This window comes from Micromonospora okii (assembly GCF_020884795.1).
Taxonomy (GTDB): Bacteria; Actinomycetota; Actinomycetes; order Mycobacteriales; family Micromonosporaceae; genus Micromonospora; species Micromonospora okii.
This window is the reverse complement of the sequence record NZ_BBZF01000013.1, coordinates 311047-332973: the sequence shown is the minus strand read 5'-3', so window position 1 is coordinate 332973 and position 21927 is coordinate 311047. Positions and strand designations below refer to the sequence as shown.

Annotated in this window: 21 protein-coding genes; 15 read left to right on the top strand and 6 right to left on the bottom strand. The window is 74.4% G+C overall.

Annotated features, from left to right (window positions below):
- The first annotated feature begins 10 nt into the window (after nucleotides 1–10).
- The 8 genes from LPU43_RS04620 to LPU43_RS04585 all read left to right on the top strand — a co-directional run bounded on the left by LPU43_RS04620 (nucleotide 11) and on the right by LPU43_RS04585 (nucleotide 6553).
- The gene (locus LPU43_RS04620) at nucleotides 11–433 is read left to right on the top strand and encodes a DUF350 domain-containing protein (protein ID WP_229398952.1); all 423 of its coding nucleotides are present in this window, start codon (nucleotides 11–13) and stop codon (nucleotides 431–433) included.
- Entirely contained in the window at nucleotides 433–1212 is a 780-nt protein-coding gene (locus LPU43_RS04615) for a hypothetical protein (RefSeq protein ID WP_229398951.1), read from the top strand. Before LPU43_RS04620 ends, LPU43_RS04615 begins: the two co-directional genes overlap by 1 nt.
- Nucleotides 1209–2801 (top strand): polyamine aminopropyltransferase, encoded by a 1593-nt coding sequence (locus LPU43_RS04610; protein WP_229398950.1) that lies wholly within the window; start codon nucleotides 1209–1211, stop codon nucleotides 2799–2801. The genes LPU43_RS04615 and LPU43_RS04610 overlap by 4 nt, the downstream gene beginning before the upstream one ends.
- Nucleotides 2802–2934: 133 nt before the next feature.
- Complete coding sequence (locus LPU43_RS04605) at nucleotides 2935–3846, top strand: hypothetical protein (RefSeq protein ID WP_229398949.1); 912 nt, start codon at nucleotides 2935–2937, stop codon at nucleotides 3844–3846.
- A 122-nt stretch (nucleotides 3847–3968) separates the two neighbouring features.
- Nucleotides 3969–4592 carry a hypothetical protein gene (locus LPU43_RS04600; RefSeq protein WP_229398948.1) on the top strand — a complete coding sequence of 208 codons (624 nt, stop codon included), beginning with the start codon at nucleotides 3969–3971 and terminating at the stop codon, nucleotides 4590–4592.
- Nucleotides 4593–4602: 10 nt separating this feature from the next.
- Nucleotides 4603–5412 carry an SDR family NAD(P)-dependent oxidoreductase gene (locus LPU43_RS04595; RefSeq protein WP_229398947.1) on the top strand — a complete coding sequence of 270 codons (810 nt, stop codon included), beginning with the start codon at nucleotides 4603–4605 and terminating at the stop codon, nucleotides 5410–5412.
- A gap of 166 nt (nucleotides 5413–5578) precedes the next feature.
- On the top strand, nucleotides 5579–6118 hold the full coding sequence (pyrE, locus tag LPU43_RS04590) for an orotate phosphoribosyltransferase (RefSeq protein WP_229398946.1): 540 nt from the start codon (nucleotides 5579–5581) through the stop codon (nucleotides 6116–6118).
- Between the two features lie 57 nt (nucleotides 6119–6175).
- A complete protein-coding gene (locus tag LPU43_RS04585; RefSeq protein ID WP_007073957.1) occupies nucleotides 6176–6553 on the top strand; it encodes an ArsR/SmtB family transcription factor in 378 nt (125 codons plus the stop codon).
- Between the two features lie 373 nt (nucleotides 6554–6926).
- Here LPU43_RS04585 and LPU43_RS04580 read toward each other — a convergent pair whose 3' ends face one another.
- Both LPU43_RS04580 and LPU43_RS04575 read right to left on the bottom strand, forming a co-directional pair.
- Nucleotides 6927–8471: an LPXTG cell wall anchor domain-containing protein gene (locus tag LPU43_RS04580; RefSeq protein WP_229398945.1), complete on the bottom strand. Its 1545-nt coding sequence runs from the start codon at nucleotides 8469–8471 to the stop codon at nucleotides 6927–6929.
- A 179-nt stretch (nucleotides 8472–8650) separates the two neighbouring features.
- Nucleotides 8651–8863, bottom strand: a complete 213-nt coding sequence (locus LPU43_RS04575; protein ID WP_229398944.1) for a hypothetical protein — start codon at nucleotides 8861–8863, stop codon at nucleotides 8651–8653.
- A 131-nt stretch (nucleotides 8864–8994) separates the two neighbouring features.
- On the opposite strand from LPU43_RS04575, the gene LPU43_RS04570 reads away from it, so the two are divergent.
- Together LPU43_RS04570 and fbaA are read left to right on the top strand one after the other, a co-directional pair.
- The gene (locus LPU43_RS04570; protein ID WP_229398943.1) at nucleotides 8995–9378 is read left to right on the top strand and encodes a phage holin family protein; all 384 of its coding nucleotides are present in this window, start codon (nucleotides 8995–8997) and stop codon (nucleotides 9376–9378) included.
- Nucleotides 9379–9539: 161 nt separating this feature from the next.
- A complete protein-coding gene (gene fbaA / locus LPU43_RS04565) occupies nucleotides 9540–10562 on the top strand; it encodes a class II fructose-bisphosphate aldolase (RefSeq protein WP_229398942.1) in 1023 nt (340 codons plus the stop codon).
- Between the two features lie 57 nt (nucleotides 10563–10619).
- Here fbaA and LPU43_RS04560 read toward each other — a convergent pair whose 3' ends face one another.
- Nucleotides 10620–11828, bottom strand: a complete 1209-nt coding sequence (locus LPU43_RS04560) for an LOG family protein (RefSeq protein ID WP_229398941.1) — start codon at nucleotides 11826–11828, stop codon at nucleotides 10620–10622.
- 321 nt (nucleotides 11829–12149) lie between these two features.
- Here LPU43_RS04560 and LPU43_RS04555 point away from each other — a divergent pair, with 321 nt between their 5' ends.
- Nucleotides 12150–12584, top strand: coding sequence for a DUF3151 domain-containing protein (locus LPU43_RS04555; RefSeq protein ID WP_229398940.1), 435 nt, complete (start codon nucleotides 12150–12152; stop codon nucleotides 12582–12584).
- Between the two features lie 59 nt (nucleotides 12585–12643).
- Here the strand turns inward: LPU43_RS04555 and LPU43_RS04550 are convergent, their stop codons facing one another.
- Nucleotides 12644–14491 (bottom strand): MinD/ParA family ATP-binding protein, encoded by a 1848-nt coding sequence (locus LPU43_RS04550; RefSeq protein WP_444543566.1) that lies wholly within the window; start codon nucleotides 14489–14491, stop codon nucleotides 12644–12646.
- Between the two features lie 1088 nt (nucleotides 14492–15579).
- Nucleotides 15580–16638, bottom strand: a complete 1059-nt coding sequence (locus LPU43_RS04545) for a diacylglycerol kinase family protein (RefSeq protein WP_229398939.1) — start codon at nucleotides 16636–16638, stop codon at nucleotides 15580–15582.
- A gap of 121 nt (nucleotides 16639–16759) precedes the next feature.
- Here LPU43_RS04545 and LPU43_RS04540 point away from each other — a divergent pair, with 121 nt between their 5' ends.
- The 4 genes from LPU43_RS04540 (at nucleotide 16760) to purD (ending at nucleotide 20587) form a co-directional block, all read left to right on the top strand.
- A complete protein-coding gene (locus LPU43_RS04540; RefSeq protein ID WP_229398938.1) occupies nucleotides 16760–18049 on the top strand; it encodes an adenylosuccinate synthase in 1290 nt (429 codons plus the stop codon).
- 212 nt (nucleotides 18050–18261) lie between these two features.
- Entirely contained in the window at nucleotides 18262–18585 is a 324-nt protein-coding gene (locus LPU43_RS04535; RefSeq protein ID WP_229399323.1) for a type IV toxin-antitoxin system AbiEi family antitoxin domain-containing protein, read from the top strand.
- Nucleotides 18474–19136, top strand: coding sequence for a PDDEXK family nuclease (locus LPU43_RS04530; RefSeq protein WP_229399351.1), 663 nt, complete (start codon nucleotides 18474–18476; stop codon nucleotides 19134–19136). The genes LPU43_RS04535 and LPU43_RS04530 overlap by 112 nt, the downstream gene beginning before the upstream one ends.
- 203 nt (nucleotides 19137–19339) lie before the next feature.
- Nucleotides 19340–20587 carry a phosphoribosylamine--glycine ligase gene (gene purD / locus LPU43_RS04525; RefSeq protein WP_229398937.1) on the top strand — a complete coding sequence of 416 codons (1248 nt, stop codon included), beginning with the start codon at nucleotides 19340–19342 and terminating at the stop codon, nucleotides 20585–20587.
- Nucleotides 20588–20655: 68 nt separating this feature from the next.
- On the opposite strand, the gene LPU43_RS04520 is transcribed toward purD, so the two are convergent.
- The gene (locus tag LPU43_RS04520; protein ID WP_229398936.1) at nucleotides 20656–21837 is read right to left on the bottom strand and encodes a serine hydrolase domain-containing protein; all 1182 of its coding nucleotides are present in this window, start codon (nucleotides 21835–21837) and stop codon (nucleotides 20656–20658) included.
- Between the last annotated feature and the right edge of the window lie 90 nt (nucleotides 21838–21927).

Genomic DNA, 21927 nt, shown 5'->3' with positions numbered 1-21927 from the left:
GGAGACCCCTGTGCAGAACCTCATCATCGACCTGCTGGTCACTCTCGCCTACGGTGTGCTCGGCGTCGTCCTGATGGGCGTCGGCTACGGGCTGGTCGACGTGGCGACCCCGGGCAAGCTGCACGAGCTGATCTGGGCCGAGCGCAACCGCAACGCGGCGCTGCTGCTCGCCTCCAACCTGCTCGGCGTCGGCACCATCGTGGTGGCCGCGATCGTCGCCAGCGAGGACGACTTCGTCCTCGGGCTGGTCGGTGCGGGCGCGTACGGGATCGTCGGCCTGGTCATCATGGCCGCCGCGTTCCTGCTGCTCGACGCGGTGACCCCGGGCCGGCTCGGTGAGCTGCTGGTCGACCCGGAGCCGCACCCGGCCGTGTGGGTGTCGGCGGTGGTGCACCTGGCGACCGGCGCGATCATCGCCGCCGCGATCAGCTGATGGCCGCCGGCACCCGACCGGGCGGCGGGCGACCGGGCAGGCCGGCGGCGAAGGCGTCCTCGTCGAAGGCCGGCGGCCTGATCGTCGGCCTGGTCGTCGTCGCCGTGGTCGGGCTCTGCGTCGGCTTCGGCATCGTCACCAACGACTCCGACACCACCGTCCCCGCCCCGGCGGCGGACGAGCGGGCCGCCACCGTGCCGATCCTCGCCCAGGCCGCCGCCAGCCAGGGCATCTGCTACGGCTGGCGGCTGGAGAACCGGTCCGGCTCGGTGGTGAACCTCGGGTCGAACCTGGGTGACGGGGTGCCGGCGGCCGAGAACCCGTCCTGCCCCCGCTGGGTCGAGGTGGCCGCCACGGTCAGGTACACGTCGGAGAGCAGCGAGAGCCAGGACTACGCGTACGTCGAGGTGAACGGCTCGTCCGACATCGACCTCGCCGACCTGTACGCGATCGAGAACGGCCTGGGACGGTTCGGGCTGGACTCCGACGCGTTCGTCGACGAACCCGGCTGGGCGGTCTGCCGGGCCGCCGTGTCGCTGCCGCTGCTGGCCGCCGAGGCCGGTCTGGTCGAGCCCGCCGCCGCGCGCACCGGCGCGCCGGTCGCCACCGTGGGCCCGCTGCCCGACGCCGGCAGTGACCTCTGGCGGGACCGCTGGGGCTTTCTGCTGGCCACCGCCGGGCTGCTGCTGGTCGCCGCGCTGCTGGTCACCGTGGGCTTCGTGCAGCGCGGGCGGCAGAGGTCCCGGCCGCAGACCGGGCCGGCCGGGAGGAAGAAGTGACCGTCGGCACCCCGGCGGCAGCCGGCGACGAGCAGGCCGCGCGGCCCCGCTGGCGGTTGGCCCGCGCGGCGGTGCTGGTCGCGGTCTTCGTCTGCGCCGCCTGTGGCCTCGTGTACGAGTTGGCCCTGGTCGCGCTCGGCAGCTACCTGATCGGCGACACGGTCGGGCAGGCGTCGATCGTGCTCGGCGTGATGGTCTTCGCGATGGGCGTCGGCGCGCTCGCCGCGAAGCCGTTGCAGCCCCGGGCCGCCGCCGCGTTCGCCGTGGTGGAGCTGCTCCTGGCGCTGCTCGGCGGGCTGTCGGTGCTCGGCCTCTACGCCGCCTTCGCCTGGCTCGACCTGTACGGCCCGGCGCTGGTCGGCACCGCGTTCGTGCTCGGCCTGCTGATCGGTGCGGAGATCCCGCTGCTGATGGTCATGCTGCAACGCATCCGGGAGCAGGCCGCCGGCAGCGCCGTGGCCGACCTGTTCGCCGCCGACTACGTCGGCGCGCTGCTCGGCGGGCTCGCCTTCCCGTTCCTGCTGATGCCGGCCTTCGGGCAGCTCAAGGGCGCCCTGGTGGTCGGCGCGGTGAACGCGGTGGCCGGCGTCGCCCTGGTCTGCACGGTGTTCCGGGCGGAGCTGAGCCGCCGGGCGCGGGTCACCGTCGGCGCCGGCTCCGTCGCGGTCGCGCTGTGCCTGGGGTACGCCTGGGTCACCGCCGCCGACTTCGAGGTGACCGCCCGGCAGCAGCTCTACCGCGACCCGGTGGTGCACGCCGAGCGCAGCCGTTACCAGGAGATCGTGCTGACCCGCTCGGTGCGGGAGGCCGGCCACGCCGAGACCGACCTGCGGCTGTTCCTCAACGGCGACCTCCAGTTCAGCTCCGTGGACGAGTACCGCTACCACGAGGCGCTGGTGCACCCGGCGATGAACGGCCCGCGCGGCGAGGTGCTGGTGCTCGGCGCGGGGGACGGGCTCGCGGTGCGGGAGATCCTGCGCTACCCGGACGTGCGCCGGGTGACCGTGGTCGACCTCGACCCGGCGGTGGTGGCGCTGGCCCGCAGCGAGCCGCAGCTCCGTCGGCTCAACGGGGACGCGTTCGCCGATCCCCGGGTGCGGGTGGTCAACGTCGACGCGTTCGGCTGGCTGCGCGCCACGGTGGAGCGGTTCGACGTGGTGGTCGCCGACCTGCCCGACCCGGACGAGACGGCCACCGCCAAGCTCTACACCGTCGAGTTCTACACGCTGGTCCGGTCGGTGCTCGCCGAGGGCGGGCGGCTGGTGGTGCAGTCCGGCTCGCCGTACTTCGCGCCCCGCTCGTACTGGTCGATCGAGGCGTCGCTACGGGAGGCGGGCCTGACCACCGTGCCGTACCACGTGGACGTGCCCAGCTTCGGCGACTGGGGTTTCCTGCTCGCCGCGCCGGGGGGCGCCCCGCCCGCGCTGGCGCTGCCCGCCGACGCGCCCCAGCTGCGTTTCCTCACCGCCGGCACGCTGGCGTCGGCGGCGAACTTCCCCGCCGACCGGGGCCGGCTCGACGTCCCCGCCTCCACGCTGCTGCGGCCCCGGGTGCTGGACTACTCCCGCGCCGAGTGGCGCGGCTACTGACGCGGGGCGGCGTCGCGCGGTCGGCCCGGACGGGCGCGAGGGTGCCCCCGGGGCGACCCCGGGCGGCGCGCCCGGCGTGTCGGGCTGGCCCCGACTGGATACGGTGTGGGCCCCCGACTTGGGAAGGAGCACCGTGGTCGACCCTCACAGCCCACCGCCGGCCCGGACACGTCCGGCCGTCGTCACCATCTCCAGCTACCTGCTGATCCTCTTCGCCGTGATCCAGCTCATTCAGCTGATCGTCACGCTGACCACCGTGGGCACGGTCCGCGACGTGCTGCGGGACGCGTACGCCGGTACCGACGCCAACGGCGCCGACGCGGTGGCTTCCATCACCTACGCGGTCGGCATCGGCACGGCCATCCTGTTGCTGCTGCTCGCGGTCGGGCTGGCGGTGCTGGCCTTGCTGAACAACCGGGGCCGCAACGGCTCCCGGATCGCCACCTGGGTGCTCGGCGGCATCCTCGTCTGCTGCACCGGCACCAGCCTGATCAGCGGCCTCGCCGGGGGCCTCGCCGGCACCGGCGGCCAGGGCACCGGCGACGGGCCGAGCCCCGAGGAGCTCCAGCGCCGGCTGGAGGAGGCGCTGCCGTCCTGGCTGACCCCGGTCACCACCCTGCTCAACGTCGTCGCCGTGATCGCCCTGCTGGTCGCGCTGATCCTGCTGGCCCTGCCGGCGGCGAACGAGTTCTTCCGCAAGCAGCCGCAGGGCTGGGAGCCCCCGATCCCGGGCTCCGCCTACCCGGCCTACCCGCAGGCCCAGGGCCAGCCCGGTTACCCGGCGACCCCGGGCTACCCGCAGCACCCCGGCTACCAGCAGCACCCCGGCCAGCCCGGCTACCCGCACGCGACGCCCGGCCAGCCCACCCCGGACCAGCCCACCCCGGGCCCGTCGTACGACCCGCCGGGGCCGTCCGGCCCGTCCGGTGACCCCGGGCCGTCGGGGCCGTCGGGCGACCCCGGGCCGTCGTCCTCCCCGGGTGGCGGCGACTTCGGCGGCGGCAGCGGCTCGTCGTCGGACCCCGGTTCGTCCTCGTCGAACTGAGCACCAACCCCGCCCCGCTCACCGGCCGAGACGCGCCGGTGGGCGGGGCGCGCCGGATGACGGCGACACGGCCGGTCCCCGCCGACTAGGTTCCCACGGGAGACCTACCGGAGGGACCTGCCGTGTCGTACCCCGATCAGGCGCCGGCCCGCCGCCCCGCGGCGGTGGGGCTGGCGGCGGCGGTGCTGGTGCTGATGGCCGCCGCCGCGCTGGCCCACGCGCTCGCGGCCCTCGCCGCCCTCGGCGGCACCGTCGACCGGTTCCGGGCGGCGGCGCCCGGCACGGCGACCCCCGGGGAGATCGACGGCCTGGTCACCCTGCTGCGGCTGACGGTGCTGCTCCCGGCGGCGCTCACCGTGCTGGTGGGCGTGGTGCTGCTGGGCCTCGCGGCCGGGCTGCTGGCCCGCCGGGCAGGGGCGCGGGTGGCGACCTGGGTGGTCTGCGGGCTGGGCCTCGCCTCCGGCTGCTGCGGGCTCGCGGTGCTGGTGGGCCAGCGGGCGGTGCCGCTGCGGCTGTCCGCCGGCGACCGGGCCACCGACGCCGAACTGCTCGGCCTGGTCGGCGGCGCGTACCCGTCCTGGTGGATTCCCGTCAACGCGGCCCTTTCGGTGGGTCAGGCGCTCGGTTACCTTGGAGTAGCCGTGTTGCTGGCCCTCCCGGCCGCAAACGCCTGGTTCCGCCGGCGTCGCCCCGCGCCGGCCCCGGTCGGTCCCCCGCCGGCCGTGCCCTCGCACCCGCCCCGCTGAGGACAGCCCCGTGACGCCTGAGCAGGTTCCCGCCGACCGCCGGGCGCTGGTCACCGGCGCGACCGCCGGCATCGGCGCGGAGTTCGCCCGCCGCCTCGCCGCCGACGGCTGGGCCCTCGTGCTGGTGGCGCGCGACGCGACCCGGCTGGCCGGGCTGGCCGCCGAGCTGACCGGTCGGCACGGCCGCCCGGTCGAGGTGCTCCCGGCGGACCTGGCCACCGACGACGGTTGCGCCGCCGTGGAGCGCCGGCTGGCCGGGGGCAGCCCCGTCGAGCTGCTGGTGAACAACGCCGGCATCAGCCTCAACCAGCCCTTCCTGCGCTCGGCGGTGGAGGACGAGGCCCGGCTGCTGCGGCTGAACGTGCACGCCGTGCTCCGGTTGACCCGCGCGGCGGTCGGCCCGATGACCGAGCGGGGCCATGGGGCAGTGATAAATGTCTCTTCGGTCGCCGGCTTCGGCCCGGTCATGCCGGGCTCGACGTACCCGGCGAGCAAGGCGTGGGTGACCGCCTTCAGCGAGTCCGTCGATCTCACGACCCGCCGCCACGGCGTTCGGGTGATGGCCCTATGCCCTGGTTACACGCGCACCGGGATGCACGAGCGGGCGGGGATCGACATGTCCGGCACCCCGGGCGTGATGTGGCTGCGGGCTGAGCAGGTGGTCGGTGAAGCCCTTCGTGACCTGCGGAAAGGCCGCTCCGTGAGCGTTCCGTCACGGCGTTACAGGCTGGCTGTGGCCGCGATCAGGCACGCGCCCCGGGGCCTGCTGCGGCGGTTCGCCCGGGACACCCGGGGCCGCGACGACCGGCACCCCCGCTGACCTGCGGCACAGCGCCGGCCGAGGGTCGGTGCGGCGACGATCCAGCCCCGGCCCGAACGGCGGTCGCACAGAGTAGCGGAACATCGCCACTCATCGGTCGCCCGCAGGGCTGACCGGGGTGGACCCCACACCCGGCTCCCAGAGTTGAGCAGTACCCTCTATCGCCATGGGGGACCACGACGACCTGCGTAAATTCATCACTGACCTGGCCGTGGTTCACGGGCGGGTGGTGCTCTCCTCCGGCCGGGAGGCGGACTGGTACGTCGATCTCCGACGTGTCACGCTCCATAACCAGGCCGCGCCGCTGGTCGGTCGGGTGCTGCTCGACCTGACCTCCGACTGGGAGTACGACGCCGTCGGTGGCCTGACGCTGGGCGCCGATCCCGTGGCGCTCTCCATGCTGCACGCCGCGTCGGCGACAGATCGGCCGCTCGATGCTTTCGTCGTCCGCAAAGCGGGTAAGGCGCACGGCCTGCAACGCCGCATCGAGGGGCCGGACGTGGCGGGGCGGCGGGTGCTGGCGGTCGAGGACACATCGACGACCGGGGGCAGCGTGCTGACCGCGGTGGAGGCATTGCGCGAGGCCGGGGCCGAAGTGATGGGTGTGGCGGTTATTGTTGATCGTGGCGCCGGCGACGCGGTGCAAGCCGCCGGACTGCCGTATCGGGCGGCCTATACGTTGGCTGACCTCGGCCTTGTGGCCTGAAAGTTTGCCGATTCGGATCTGCTGATATGCAGGCGGATCGATGCTGCTGGTGGAAGGATGGAATACGTGGGAACTGCGTTGGCCGAAATGACGATGCCTCAGATCTCGCCGCTTGCCGGCGAGCCGATCGAACGTGCCGACGCCGAGCGGCTGGCGGGGGTCCTCAAGGCCCTCGCCGACCCCGCTCGGCTGCGGCTGCTCAGCCTGATCCAGTCGGCCCCCGAGGGCGAGGCGTGCGTGTGCGACCTGACCGCACCCCTCGGCCTCTCCCAGCCGACGGTCAGCCACCACCTGCGTATCCTCACCGAGGCCGGCTTGCTGGAGCGGGAGAAGCGCGGTGTCTGGGCGTACTACCGACTGGTGCCGACCGCGATCGCCACGATCGCGGACCTGCTGACCCCGCCGCGCAAGCGGGCCACCAAGAAGGCCCGCTGACAAGGTTCTGCTCCGGGTCGTTCCGCCTCCGGGCGGCGTCGGGTGGCGGGCCAGGGGTGGCGCCACCACCGGTCGATGACGCCTGCCGGTGTCACCGACAGCGACCTCGCTGATCCGCCCGTCGCGGCGAGACAGATGGCCGGTCCCGTGGTTCGCGGGACCGGCCACTGGCGTGCGCGGCCGGCGGCCGAACCGGGCCCCGACGGTCGCGCAGGCAGGCCCGCCGTCTTCACTGTGTCCACGGCCACACAGGGTACCGAACGCCGGTCCGGGCCCGACCCGCAGCGCCCTCCGTCTCGGCCGGGAGCGACGCGACGACGACGCCCCGCCAGCCCAGGTGGGCCGACGGGGCGCCGGTGATGGTGCGGGTGGATCAGGCGACGAAGTGGGTGCGGCGGCGCCGGGCCACCAGGTAGCCGCCCGCGCCGGCCACGAGCAGCAGGCTGCCCACGCCGACGGTCAGGGTGGTGGGGGAGCCGGTGATGGGCAGCGAGTCGCCGTCGCCCGCACCGCCACCGTCGCTCGGGTTGACCAGGAGCGCGGCCTTGTCGTTGGACGGCTTGATGTCGCCCGTCCAGGGGAACTCGGCGGGGCAGTCACACCGCCCGTTGACCCACACGAGGCCCTTGGCGTTCGGGACGACCTTGTCGATGCGCAGCCGGAACTCCTGGGTGTAGGTCTCCCCGGCGACCAGGACCATGCCCGGGCCGCACAGGTACCAGCGACTGCCGCTGTCCTGCTGCCCGCAGTTCTCGGGGACTCCGACGGCCGTGGTGCCCGGGGGCAGCTCGACGCGCGTCTGGGTGGCGTCCTCGTAGTCGCCGTTCGTCCTGTCGAGCGTCGCCGGCCCGGCGTTGCGGAAGCCGACGGTCGCCGTGACGACGTCGCCCACCTTGCCCTTCACCGTGGCGCCGATCGCGACGAGATCGGTGCCGTTCTTGCCGGTGACCTTGACGGACCAGTTCGTGTAGTCGTTGCCGGGGTTGACGTCGGTCTGGTCGGCCTGCCGCATCATCTTCGGGGCGGTCCGCAGGGTCAGCCTCGGGCCGGTGCCGGGCTTGGCCGCCCGCGCCGCGGCGTCCCCGGTCTTGCCGATCAGGTCCTCGAGGTCGGCCTTGGTCAGGAACCTGGCGTTGGCGGACTGGGTGGTCGGCGCCATGGTGTCCTTGCCGAGCTGGAAGTTCAACGTCGAGGTGAGAGCCCCGCCCGCCGGGATCTCCTCGTCGAACTCGCAGGAGACCAGACGATCCTCGGCGTAGCGGCAGTTGCTGAACCGGTCCTCGGGTCGGAACGAGCGGGGAAGCTCGAAGACCGCGGCGAAGCCCTCGACGGTCTTGTCACCGACGTTGGCCACGGTCAGGGGCACCGAGAACTTTCCGCCCGGCGCGGCGGAGCGGGTGGTGCCCGGCCCGCCGGCCAGGTCGACACCCTCGCCGATGCGGACGCGGGAGGTGTGCGCGAGCCGCTGCTTGCCGGCCACCAGGACGTCGATCTTGATCGTGCCGGAGTCGCCGCGCTTCGCCTTGTCGGTGGGGGTGATGCGCACCGGTTTGGCGACGGCGCGGTAGAGCGTGGCGCCGGGCGCCGCCTCGAGTTCGAGGTTCAGGACTTCCTCGCAGACCAGAACGCCCGGCTCCGGGGTGGTGCAGCTCTCGGGCCGCTCGCCGGCAACGGTGATCTTTCCGGCGAGCGCGCGGAAGTCGTATCGCACGGAGGCATCGGGGAGCGGGGCCGGCCGGTCGGCGGTCAGCGTCAGGTGGCGACTGACGCCGGACGAGTCGGGGACCATCGTGGTGCCCTGGAAGTAGGGCGTGACGACGGCCTCGGGGGTGGCGACGGCGGGGGCGGCGGAGACGGCGACGAACGCGCCTGCGACGCCGATCCCGGCCAGCCAGCGGCGGGTCGGATGGGTGAGCACGGGGGTCCTCCCGATGGGGGATGCGGGTGGCACGGGTGAATCCTATGGACCCTCCGACGCCGGAGCCTGCCCGCCTCGCTCGACTTCGGCCGGATGAGCCGAAAGGGCGGACATCTCTGTCGCAACGTCCAGCGGTGCCGCGCGGTCACCGGCACGCCGACACCGGCCCACCTCCGGGGTCAGCGGTAGTCGTCCTCGTCGACACCGACCACCCGGGCCTGCTCCATCGCGTCCCAGTCGTCGACCTCCAGGCCCCGGCTCGGCTCCGCGTCGCCGTCGCCCGGATCGGTCGAGGTGGCCTGCTCCACGGCGTCGGCCGCGGGCGCCTCCGGGTCCCGTTCCTCCGGAGCGAGGTTGTCGCTCGGGGCGAAGTCCTCCTCGGGCTGAGCCATCGTCCCTCCCAGAATCCGGTGGAAAGCTACCCACACCGTACGGGGTGACCGGGGCGTGCGCTCGGTGGCGCGGGGAAGCGGGTCGACCCAATCGCCCCTCGGCGGCCGGGCGGCGGTGCCAGGATGGTCGCGTGGGCTTCCTGATCCGGCTGGCCATCACCGCGGTCGCGCTGTGGATCGCCACGTTGCTCGTGCCCGGCGTCGAAGTGGGCGGCCGGCACGCCGGCAGCACCATCGGAACGCTGGTGGTCGTGGCGCTGGTCTTCGGCGTGGTCAACGCCGTGCTCAAGCCGGTGATCAAGGTGGTGGGCTGCGTCTTCTACCTGCTGACCCTGGGGCTGTTCGCCCTGGTGGTCAACGCGCTGCTGTTCCTGCTGACCGACTGGGTCGCCCGGCAGCTCGACCTGCCGTTCCGGGTGGACGGTTTCTGGGCCGCCTTCTGGGGCGCCATCGTGGTGGCGCTGGTGAGCTGGCTGATCAGCGTCGCGGTCCCCGACCGGGTCGGGGACCGGTGACGCTCCGGCCACGCCCGCCCACCCGGCGGCCGGATCAAGGGTCGGTTGTGCCCGCGCCCACCTCCTACGGGATACTGCCGGCGGAGGACAGCGCGGTCCGGCGCACCCACGGAAGACAGCGGCCGGTGACGGCCGACAGCGGTAAGTAAGGAGCGTTCGACATGCCCATCGCTTCCCCCGAGGTCTACGCGGAGATGCTGGACCGCGCCAAGGCCGGCCGGTACGCGTACCCCGCGATCAACGTGACCTCCTCGCAGACGCTGAACGCGGCGCTGAAGGGCTTCGCCGACGCCGAGAGCGACGGCATCATCCAGGTCTCCACCGGCGGCGCGGAGTACCTCTCCGGCCCGTCCGTGAAGGACATGGTGACCGGCGCCGTGGCGTTCGCCGCCTACGCCCACGAGGTGGCCAAGAAGTACCCGGTCAACATCGCCCTGCACACCGACCACTGCCCGAAGGACAAGCTGGACAAGTTCGTCCGGCCCCTGATGCAGGTCTCCAGGGAGCGGGTCGCCGCCGGCCAGGAGCCGCTGTTCCAGTCGCACATGTGGGACGGCTCGGCCGTGCCGGTGGCGGAGAACCTGGAGATCGCCGCCGAGCTGCTGGACCGCGCCGCCGAGGCCAAGATCGTCCTGGAGATCGAGGTCGGCGTCGTCGGCGGCGAGGAGGACGGCGTCGAGAACGCCATCAACGACAAGCTCTACACCACCGTCGAGGACGGCCTGGCCATGGTCGACGCGCTCGGCCTGGGCGAGAAGGGCCGCTACATGGCGGCGCTGACCTTCGGCAACGTGCACGGCGTCTACAAGCCGGGCAACGTCAAGCTCCGCCCGGAGATCCTCAACCAGATCCAGGAGGCGGTCGGCGCCAAGTACGGCAAGGACAAGCCGCTCAGCCTGGTCTTCCACGGCGGCTCCGGCTCGCTGCTCTCCGAGATCCGCGAGGCGCTGGACTACGGCGTGGTGAAGATGAACATCGACACCGACACCCAGTACGCCTTCACCCGCCCGGTCGCCGACCACATGCTGCGCAACTACGACGGCGTGCTGAAGATCGACGGCGAGGTCGGCAACAAGAAGCAGTACGACCCGCGGACCTGGGGCAAGCTGGCCGAGGCCGGCCTGTCCGCCCGCGTCGTCGAGGCGTGCGAGCACCTGCGCTCCACCGGCACCCGGATCGCCTGACCCACCGTTTCGACGGCCGGCCCCCGCCACGGGGGCCGGCCGTCGGCGTTTCCGGGGTCAGCCGGCGGTCAGCACTCGGACCGCCTCGCGCACGTCGTCGGTCAGGTGGACGGTCGCCGAGAGGTCCCCGAACGGGGAGGCGGCCAGCAGCGGGCGGAGCAGGGACTCCACCGGCAGCTCCGTCGTCCAGTACGCCCGGTCCAGGAAGACGTACGCGCCGCTCGCCCCGTCCGTGCCGTAGTACGTCTTCGTCGCCGCCTGGAACACCTCCTGCACCGTGCCGGCCCGGCCGGGCGCGAAGACGATCCCGCCCCGGGCCAGCCGCAGGATCGTGTCCTCCCGGATGGCGTTCGAGAAGTACTTGGCGATCCGCCCGGCGAAGAGGTTCGCCGGCTCGTGGCCGTACAGCCAGGTGGGGATCGCGAGCCCGCCGCTGCGGGCCCAGCCCACCTCGGGGCCGCGCTGGTGCGGCACGGCCGGCGGCGTCCCGTACCGGAGGCGCACCTCCAGCGCGGTGGCCGTGTAGCGCTCGTGGTCGGTGAAGTCCGGCGCGGTCGCGAGCAGGTCGATCGCGGCGGTCAGCTCCTCGGCCGGCCGGGACGACAGGTACGCGCCCAGGTTCGCCGCCTCCATCACGCCGGGCCCGCCGCCGGTCACCACCAGCCGGTCGGCCCGGGCCAGCTCCCAGCCCAGCACGGCCGCCATCCGGTACGGGGCGCTGCCCCGCCGCACGGCGTGCCCGCCCATCACGCCCACCACGGACTGCGGCCCGTGCTCGGCCAGCCAGGCGCGGGTGGCGTCGGCCAGCGCGTTGTCCACGCCGTGGTCGTGCAGCCGCTGGCCGAGCGCCTCCTTCACGTCCGGCAGCGCCCCGCCGTGCGCCCGGAAGTGCGCGTACACCCGGGTGTCGTACATGGTCGCGAACCCGCCCTCGGCGAAGCCGGCGGCCAGCTCCTCGGGCGTGTAGAGGTGCGACGGCTGGGTCGGGTACGGCAGCCCGGAGAAGGGGGGCACCACGTTCGCGCCGCGTCGGACCAGGTCCGCGCCCACCTCGCGGGAGGCGAAGCGGCAACCCACGAAGAGCGTGCCGGTCACCTCGATCCCGGTGAGGTCGGGAACCGGGTCGAGGTCCAGGCGCAGGCCCTGGACGGTCAGCCCGGCCAGGCTGCCGGTGGTCAACCGCTGCGCGAACGCGTCGCGGGTCTCGATCTCGGTGGCGCTGGTGTCGTGCGGGGAGATGACGTCGGCGGGAGGTGGGGTCGGCACGCGCTCATCCTGCCCAGCGCCGGCAACCCCAAACCGGCTCCGAACGCACGGGAGCCCGGCGGTATTCCGCCGGGCTCCCTTCCCACCGGGTCCTGGGGAGGCTCCGGACCAATAGTTGTAGTGCAGGGCGACCCCCGCCGGGATGGGCCGCGAGGTCCGCCCCTGCGGCCACAGGGTCCGGCGACGCGACCACAGGTTCCGGCGGAGGTCGCCGGAGGGGTCGGCGACGTGACCGCAGGCGTGACGAACGCCTCAACCGTTCAGCCAGCCGGTCCGTCGACCCGCTCGCGAGGGGCAGAGCGAAGCGGGTTGAATGGGGCGATGCAGAATCTCTTGCCTGAGCCGCCGGCCACCCTCCTGCCGGCCCACGAAGAGGCGGACGCGGCGCTCGCCGCCGCCCGGGAGGCCGGCACCGAGGAGGCGTACGCCGAGGTCGCCGCCCGTTTCCCGACCTACGGCGCCGGCTGGGCCGCGCTGGCGACCCGCGCGCTGGCCGCCGGCCAGGTCGTCCCCGCGTACGCGTACGCGCGGACCGGCTACCACCGGGGCCTGGACCAGTTGCGCCGCAGCGGCTGGAAGGGCCACGGCCCGGTGCCCTGGTCGCACGCGCCGAACCGGGGCTTCCTCCGCTGCCTGTACGTGCTCTCCAGGGCGGCCGGGGAGATCGGTGAGGCGGACGAGGCCGCCCGCTGCGCCCAGTTCCTCCGCGACTGCGACCCCGCCGCCGGGGACGCCCTGGCCAGCACGAGTAGCTGACCCGCCCGGCGCGCCCGGCCGGCCCGCGACACACCCGCGCGGGCCGGCCGGCGCGCCGCTCAGAGCCCCTCGGCCACCGAGGCGGCGATCTTCAACCAGGCGTCCCGGGTGGCCGACGAGAGCTGCCCGTACCGGATCGGTTCGCCGGTGTCGATCAGCCGCTCGTACGGCGCGAGCAGCACCGCCCGGGTCCGGGCCGCGAAGTGCTCCTGGATGGCCGGCAGGTCGATCTCCTTGCGCGACGGCGGCATGGACACCACCGTCACCGCCTGCCGCACGAGCCGCTGCCGGCCGCTCTGCTCCAGGTGGTCGAGCATCCGGGCGGCGGTCTCCGCCGAGTCGTTGCGGGCCGACATGGTGACCACGAGCTGGTCGGTGGCGTCCATCGCGGCCTGCCAGTTCTGCGCCCGCACGTTGTTGCCGGTGTCCACGAAGATCAGCTTGTAGAACCGGCTCACGACCTCCCGGATCTCGGCGAACGCCGACGCGGTGAGCATCTCCCCGCCGGTGGCCGACTCGTCCGAGGCGAGCACGTCGAACATTCCCTCGCCCTGCGAGCGGACGTACTGCGACAGGTCGCCGACCCGCCCGTGCGCGCCCTGGAACTGGCCCAGGTCGCGCAGCATGTCCCGCACCGTACGGGAGTGGAAGTCCTGCTGGGCGCGCATCCCGAGGGTGCCCTGGGTCTCGTTGTTGTCCCAGGCCAGCACGTACCCGCCGCGCTTCTGGCCGAAGGTCATGGCGAGCAGCAGGATCGCCACGGTCTTGCCCGCGCCGCCCTTCGGGTTGACCACGGTCACCTGGCGCAGCCCGCCGAAGTTGCGGCGCACCATTTCGATGTCGCGGCGCAGATCCTGCTCGTGCCGGCTCGGCGGGAGCCGCACCAGCCCCATCTTGTTCACCACCGCCCGCACGCCCATCGTGGCCACCGGGTCGGCCGGGCGCACCTGCCGGCGGCGGGCGAAGTCCTCGGCGGTCGGCGGGATGCCCGGCTCCGGTGCCCAGCCCTGCTCCGGGTACCCGGGCGGCACCCGCGTCACCCCGTCCGCCTCCCGGTACGGCGACTGCGCCGCCGGCTGCTGGCCCTGCGGCCAGCCCTGGGGATACCAGCCCGGCGTGCCCGGCTGCCCCGACGCGCCCTGCGCCTGCTCGGGTCGGGCGGGGTCGGGCGCGGCGGCCGGCGGCAGCGCGTCCGGCCGCGCCGGATCGGGCTCCGGCCCGGCGGCCCACCCCGGGGGCCCACCAGCCGTGGCCGGATACCCCCCGGAGTACGGGTCGACGGGCGCGCTCGCGCCGCCGTACAGGTCGGCGGCGTACGGATTTACGGGCGCGGCGGCGGTGTACGGGTCGACGGGCGCGGCAGCGTATGGATCAACCGGCGCGGCGGCGGCCGTGTAGGGGTCCGGGCCGGCGGCGGGCGGATACGGGGTCGGTGCCAGCGGTGCCGGCGGGTTCATCACCGGCGGGAACGGCCCCGGCGGCGGCTCCGACGCCGCCTCGGTCGGCACGGCCGCCGCCCCCACCGCCCCCTCCGGCCGGTACGCCTCACCCGCCGGCTGGCGCGGCCCCTCCTCCGGCCGGTGCGCCTCGCCCGGGCGCGTCGGATGGCCGGCGGGCTGCGTCCCCGCGCCCGCCCCGGGCTGCCCCCCGCCGCTTCGCCGCCCCGGCCCGGCGCCCCCGCCGGCGGGACGCTGCGGCGGCAGGGCCCACGGCGACTCGGCCGCCCGCCCCCCGCCGCCGCCCGCCGAGGTGGCCGCCCCACCGGCACCGCCCCGCCCCGGCACACCGGCCTGGGCGGCGGCCCCCGACGCGGGCTCTACCGCTGCCGCCTCCAGGGGAATCGGCGCGGCCACTGGTTCGACCGGCACGGGCGCGGTGAACGGCTGCACCGGCACGGGCGCGAGCATCGGTTCCACCGGCACGGGCGCGGCCATCGGTTCCACCGGTATCGGCGCGGCGACCGGCTCCACCGGCACGGGCACGACGGCGGGCTCCACCGGCGCGGGCACGACGGCCGGCTCCACCGGCACGGGCCGGGCGGCCGACGGATCCACGCGAACCGGCGCGGCGGCCGGCCGCACCGGCGCGGGTGTCGCGGTCGGCTCCGCCGGGGCGGGCGAGCCGACCGGCGCATTGCCGGTGGTGGAGGAGCTGGCCGGCGGATTCCCGGTGGCGGGCGCGGTGGCCGGTGGGTTGACGGTGGTGGGAGGGGTGGCCGGCGGATCGACCGGGGCGGAAGGGGCGGCCGGGCCCACCGGGGGCGGGCCGGGCACGGGGCCGGCTACGACCGGGGGGTCCAGGGTGAACGGCAGGTTCAGGTCGACCGGCCCGCTGACCGGTTGCCCGGTTCGGGGAGCAGGGGCCGGGCTTTCGCCCGCAGACGGCGGCGCCCACGCCGTCTCGGACGGCACGGGCCAGGCCGCCTGGGCGGGCACCGGTCCCGCCGCCTCCGGGGGCGCAGGCCACGCGGCCTCCGGCGACACCGGGGCGCGCCCGTTGACCGCGTCGGCCGGCGTTCCATGCTGCCTTGCAGCTTCGTCGTGCCCCGCAGCCCTGTGCTGTCCCGCCGCCCCGTGCCGCCCCGCAGTCGCGTCGTACCCCCCAGTCGCGTCGTACCCCGCCGCGCCCTGCCACTGCTCGCCCTGCCCCGGCTCCGAGGCGATCGGCTGCCCCTCCGGCCCGATCGTGGGCTGGTACGCGACGTACTGGCTCGGCTCCGCCCCCAGCGACGGGTACGCGCTGCGGAAGTCGTAGGGCGGCCCGGGATCGTTCGGGCCGGGATCGCTCGGGTCCGGCGGCCAGAGTGGTTCGATGTCCCGCTCCGGCACCGGCGGCTGGCCGGGCACGTGGACCCGGTCGGCGTTGTCGTCCACGACGGTTCCTCCCCATTCCTCCTGCCGAGGATAGGCCCCGGAGCGAGCCGCGGCATCGACACGAGTCTCCACCGCCGCGCCCGCGCCCCCGGGTCGCCGACCCCGGACGGAAGGCTCCCGGGTCAGGCCACCCAGACCGCCCAGGCGCCCGGCTCGGTCCACCAGGACCGCTTCCGGCTCAGCTCGCCCTCGACCCCGTCGTCGAGGTAGGGCACCCGCTCGTCGCGCGGCACGACGGCCACGGCGCGCCCCCGGGCCCGGCGTACCTCGAACCGCACCCGCTTCCTGCCCAACGCCGAGCGGGTCACCACGGGAACGGCCACCGCCACCTCGACCACGCCGTCCGTCGGGTCGCCGCCGGTGAGCAGCGGCAGCCCGTCGAGCTGGGCGTACCCGCCCGCGTTGCCGATGGCGCAGGCCAGCAGCGGGTCGTCGCCGGCCGACAGCAGGGCGTCGTCCACCTCCACCCGGCCCCGCCAGTGCAGCGGCCGGCCGGCGTCGTCGGCGGCCCCGATCAGCGCGCCGTCCAGGGTGACCGAGCCGCCGTCGTTGCGCAGCAGGTCGAGCCGCCGGGGCGTGCCGTCCAGCACCGCCGCCGCCACCGCCGCCGGGTCGCGCGGCAACCCGAGCTGCGCGGCCAGGTCCCGCTGGCGCTGGCCGCCGCTCCGGGCCGGATCGAGCGGGAGTACGCCCAACGGCGGCAGGTCCGGCACCGTACGGTTGCCCGGCAGGTCGTCGGGGCGGCGGCTGGGCGGTGGGGCGTACCGCCGGACGAGCCGGCGCACGACGGCGCGCAACTGGGCGTCGCTGGCCGTGGCGACGACCAGCCGGATCTTCGAGTCCGGGTCGGGCCAGGTGAGGCCGTCGGGGCGGGGCGGGCCGTCGAGCCGGGCCAGCACCTCGTCGATCTCCGCGTCCGAGCGGGCGGTGACGGTCTCCACCCGGGCACCCCGGGCGGTCAGCGCGTCGGCGCAGGCCAGCACCGGCACCCGGGGAGTCTCGCAGCGCTCCTCGGCCCGGCCGGAACCGGCGTTTTCGTCGGCCCGGCCGGAAGCGGCGCCCTCGTCGGCCCGGCCGGGGGCGCCCTCGTCCGCGCCGCCGCAGCAGGCGCCGCCGACGCCGCAGCCCCCACCGGGAGCGTCCCGCTCCGAACCGAGGGTGAGCAGCACCACGTCGTACACGAGGAGCCTCCTGATTCTCGACGAACCCCTGCCGGTCCCGTCGTGACCTCTTGTTAGCCTGACACCCCGGGCTCGCCGACCGGTCGCCACCTGGCACCCGAGCCTTCTGGAGGCTGAAGAGATGCCAGCGATCGTGCTCATCGGCGCTCAGTGGGGCGACGAGGGCAAGGGCAAGGTTACCGACCTGCTGGGTGAGCGGGTCGACTACGTCGTGCGCTACTCGGGCGGCAACAACGCCGGCCACACGGTGATCACGCCGGACGGGCAGAAGTACGCGCTGCACCTGATGCCGTCGGGCGCGCTCTCGCCGAGCGCGATGATCGTCATCGGCAACGGCGTGGTGGTCGACCCGAAGGTGCTGCTGACCGAGATCGACGGCCTCGCCGAGCGCGGCGTGGACGTCTCCCGGCTGCGCATCTCCGGCGACGCGCACCTGATCATGCCGCACCACCGCGCCCTCGACCTGGTGGTCGAGCGGTACCTCGGCAGCTCCCGGATCGGCACCACCGGCCGGGGCATCGGCCCCGCGTACGGGGACAAGGTCGCCCGGATGGGCATCCGGCTCCAGGACCTGCTCGACCCGGGCATCCTGCGCAAGAAGCTGGAGCTCGCGCTGCGCGAGAAGAACCAGGTGCTGTTCAAGGTCTACAACCGCAAGGCGATCGACGTCGACGAGACCGTCGAGGAGTACCTGGCGTACGCCGAGCGGCTCAAGCCGTACATCGCCGAGACCCGGGTGATGCTCTGGGACGCCCTCGACCGGGGCGAGACGGTGCTGCTGGAGGGCGCCCAGGCCACCATGCTCGACATGGACCACGGCACGTACCCCTTCGTCACCTCGTCGAACCCGACGGCCGGCGGGGCGTGCGTGGGCGCCGGCATCCCGCCGACCGCGATCAACAAGGTCATCGCGGTGAGCAAGGCGTACACGACGCGGGTGGGCTCCGGCCCGTTCCCGACGGAGCTGTTCGACGACAACGGCCAGCACCTGCGCAAGGTCGGCCACGAGTACGGCACGACCACCGGCCGGGAGCGCCGCTGCGGCTGGTTCGATGCCGTCGTGGCCCGGTACGCCTGCCGCCTCAACGGCGTCACCGACCTGGTGATCACCAAGTTGGACGTGCTCACCGGCCTGCCGAAGGTGCCGCTCTGCGTCGGGTACGAGGTCAACGGCGAGCGCTTCTACGACATGCCGATGACCCAGACCGACTTCCACCACGCCACGCCGATCTACGAGGAGCACGACGGCTGGTGGGAGGACATCACCGAGGCGAGGACCGAGGCCGACCTCCCCGAGAACGCGAGGCGCTACATCGCGAGGATCGAGGAACTCTGCGGCACCCGCGTCAGCGTGGTGGGCGTGGGCCCGGGCCGCGAGGAAAACGTAACCCGCCACCCCCTCCTCCCCTAACCACCCCTTTGGCGTGTTGATCAAGAAGTTTGCGTCAGCGATCGGTTGCCCGACTGACGCAAACTTCTTGATCAACGTGCGGAGGGGGCGGGCGGGAGGCCGGTTGTCCACAGGGTTTTCCACAGGGGGTGAACGCAGGCGGCTGGTTGGGTGAGGGTGGGGGCGTGACCCCCATCGAAGTCCTTCGCCGAGTCGCCGCCGAGCAGGACGGCATGGTCACCACCGCGCAGGCGTTGGCGGCCGGTTTCACCCGCGACCAGATCCGCCAGCTCTGCCGGTCCGGCCGGTGGACGTGGCTGGCGCGGGGCTGCTTCGCGCCGGCAGGCGAGCCGGACCGGGACGCAGCCCACCGGGCGCGAGTCCGCGCCGCCGTGGTGAGCCTGGGGCCGGGCGCGCCTTCGCCGTCCTGGACACGGCGCTGGAGTTGCACGGCATCGCCGGCCTGCGCCGGTCCCGGATCGTGCACATGTCCGTGCCCGTCGACCGGCCACGGCCGCAGCGGCGCGGTGACTCCTCGCTCGCGGTCCACCAGTTGACGGTGCGTTCCGGCGACGTCGTGCGGGTGGCGGGCATCCCGGTCACCTCGCCGCTGCGGACGGTCGCCGATGTCATCCTCCGCCAGCGTCGGTACGCGGCCGTGTCGGTGCTCGACTCGGCGCTGAACCGCCAGTTGGTGACGGCGGACGACTTGGCGGCATTGGCCGTCCTCATCCGGGGGCGCCGGGGCGCCCGCCTCGCCCGGTCGTACCTGGTCGAGGCGGACGGTCGGGCGCAGTCGCCGCTGGAGACCCGGGCGCGGCTGCGGTGCGTCGACGGCGGCGTCCCGCCGGACGTCCTGCAACTGGAGGTGCGGGACGGCGACGGCTACCTGCTCGGCGTCGGCGACCTGGGCTGGCGCGGCGCGCGGTTGATCGCGGAGGCCGACGGAGCCGGACCGCACGGTGGCCTGGACGCCCTCTTCGCCGACCGCCGCCGCCAGAACCGCCTGACGAACGCGGGCTGGCGCGTGCTCCGCTTCACCTGGGCCGACACCCTCCGCCCGGACTACATCCCCTGGACGATCCGCCAGGCAATGACCGGCCACTGACCGACCACTGACCAGCCCCGGGCCGTCCGCCGCCGCCAGCCCCGGGCCGTCCGCCGCCAGCCCCGTTGATCAAGGAGTTTGCGTCAACTCGAAGATCGACACCGACGCAAACTTCTTGATCAACGGGAGCGTCCGGGTGCGCCCAGGGTGCGCCCAGGGAGCATCCGGGGGCGTCCGGGTGGGGGTGGGTAGGATGCCGGGTCGTGCGGGTACTTCTTCTTGGTGGTGGGGGGCGGGAGCATGCGCTCGCGCTCGGGCTTGCCGGCGATCCTTCCGTCGAGGCGGTGATCGCCGCGCCCGGTAATCCCGGGATCGCCGGGGTTGCCGAGCTGCGGGAGGTGAATCCCGTCGATCCCGACGCCGTGGCGGCGCTCGCCGTGGAGATCGGTGTCGACCTGGTGGTGATCGGGCCCGAGGCGCCGCTGGTCGCAGGGGTCGCCGACGCCGTACGCGCCAAGGGCATCGCCGCGTTCGGGCCGTCCGCCGAGGCCGCCCGGCTGGAGGGCTCGAAGACGTTCGCCAAGGACGTGATGACCGCCGCCGGCGTGCCGACCGCCCGCGCGTACACCTGCGTCGAACCGGCCGCGACCGCCGCCGCGCTCGACGAGTTCGGCGCGCCGTACGTGGTGAAGAACGACGGGCTGGCCGCCGGCAAGGGCGTCGTCGTCACCGACGACCGCGCCGCCGCGCTGCGCCACGCCGAGGACTGCGGCCGGGTCGTCGTCGAGGAGTACCTGGCCGGCCCCGAGGTCTCCCTCTTCGTGGTGACCGACGGCGAGGCCGCCGTGCCGCTGCTGCCGGCGCAGGACTTCAAGCGGGTCGGCGACGGCGACGCGGGCCCGAACACCGGCGGCATGGGGGCGTACGCGCCGCTGCCCTGGACCCCGCCCGGCCTGGTCGACGAGGTCATGCGCGACGTCGTCCACCCCACGCTGGCCGAGATGCGCCGCCGGGGCACCCCGTTCGCCGGCCTGCTCTACGTGGGCCTGGCGATCACCGCCGCCGGCCCCCGGGTGATCGAGTTCAACGCCCGCTTCGGCGACCCGGAGACCCAGGTCGTCCTCGCGCTGCTGGAGACGCCGCTCGGCGGGCTGCTGCACGCCGCCGCGACCGGCACGCTGGCCGATCACCCGCCGCTGCGCTGGCGCGACGGCGCGGCGGTGACCGTGGTGGTGGCCGCCGGGAACTACCCGGGCACCCCGCGCACCGGCGACGTGATCACCGGCGCCGACCGACCGGGCGTCATCCACGCCGGCACCCGCCGCGACGCCGACGGCACGTTGCGCTCCGCCGGTGGCCGGGTCCTCTGCGGTACGGCCACCGGCCCCACCCTCGCCGCCGCGCGCGACGCCGCGTACGCGCTGGTCGGGGGCATCGGGCTGGACGGCTCGCACCACCGTGGCGACATCGCCGCCGCGGCGGTGGAGGGCCGGATCACCCTGCCGGGCTGATCCGCGGCTGCTGGCCATCCCCGAGGAGGGGCGTCGGGCGAGGTCGTGCGACGGCCCCTCGGGCCCGATCAGACCATGCCGAGCGCGGCGGCGATGACGGCCTGGGCGGTGGCGCTCAGCTCCTCGCTCTTGGCGTCCGTGCTGGTGATGGAGTATTCCACCCGGAACCGGCCGTCCCTGGTGGACGCGACGGCGGCCAGGTAGCCGAACCGGGAGCCCGTCTTGACCCAGAGGGTCTCGCCGGTGGGCAGCGGCATGGCGGTCAACCCGGCGCTGTACCGGGCCGGCCCGCCCTCGACGTCGTCCACCGCAGGGAGGGTGAACATCTCGGCGAGCTGCGGCTCCGGCACGACCCGGCCGGCGAAGAGCGCCGTCGTGAAGGCGTCCAGGTCGGCCAGGCTGGAGATGACGTTTCCGGCGGCGGGGGTGAAGGTCTGGCTCCAGTCGGTCACGTCGACCAGCTCGGTCGCCCCGTCCCGCACGACGGCCTGGTACCCCCGGGCGTGCGGGCCTCGGATGCGAGGGTCGGCGCCGGGCGCGTACGTGTCGCGCAGGCCGAGCGGGCGGGCGATCCGCCGGTCCAGTTCCTCGGCGTACGAGCGCCCGGTGACCTTCTCGATCAGCAGGCCGGCGACGATGTACCCCATGTTGGTGTAGTGCTGCTTCTCGCCCGGGGAGAAAAGGCGCGGGTTCTCCAGCCCGAGCCGGACGATCTGCTCCGGGGTCCAGCGGTCGTACCGGTGGGCGAGCTGCCACTCGATGTCGCCCGGCAGCGTCGGGCCGGCGATCGCGTTGGTGTGGTCGAGCAACTGGCGGACGGTCACGGTGGGGTAGTCGGCGGGGAAGAGGCCGGGCAGGTGTCCCTGCACCGGGTCGTCGAGGTCGACCCGGCCCTCGGCGGCGAGTTTCAGCACCAGCGCCGCGGTGAAGACCTTGGTGACGCTGCCCACCCGGAACCGCGCGTGTCGCGGCACGGGGGACTGGGCGTGCAGTTTCCGCACGCCGCTGGTCCCCGTCCAGCAGCCCGCCGGGGTGGTGATCCGCACCTGGGCGCTGGTCGCGTCCGCGTTGGGCAGGCCGGCGATCGCCGCCCGTATCGGGGCGGGGTCGAGGGTGCCGGGACGGCAGTGGGCCCCGGAGCGGGCCGCGTCGGTGGGCGGTGCGGCGAGGACCGCGCCGGGCGTCGCGACGGCGAGCAGGGCACCGAGCGCGGCGCTGACGAGGGCGGTACGGCGATTCGTGGGTGTCATGCGTCGAGCCTGCCGGTGGCCCGGCCCGCCGGGCACCGGGGAATTCCCGGGGCCGACCCCGGTCGTCGGCTCCGGGGCTTCCCGGTGTGG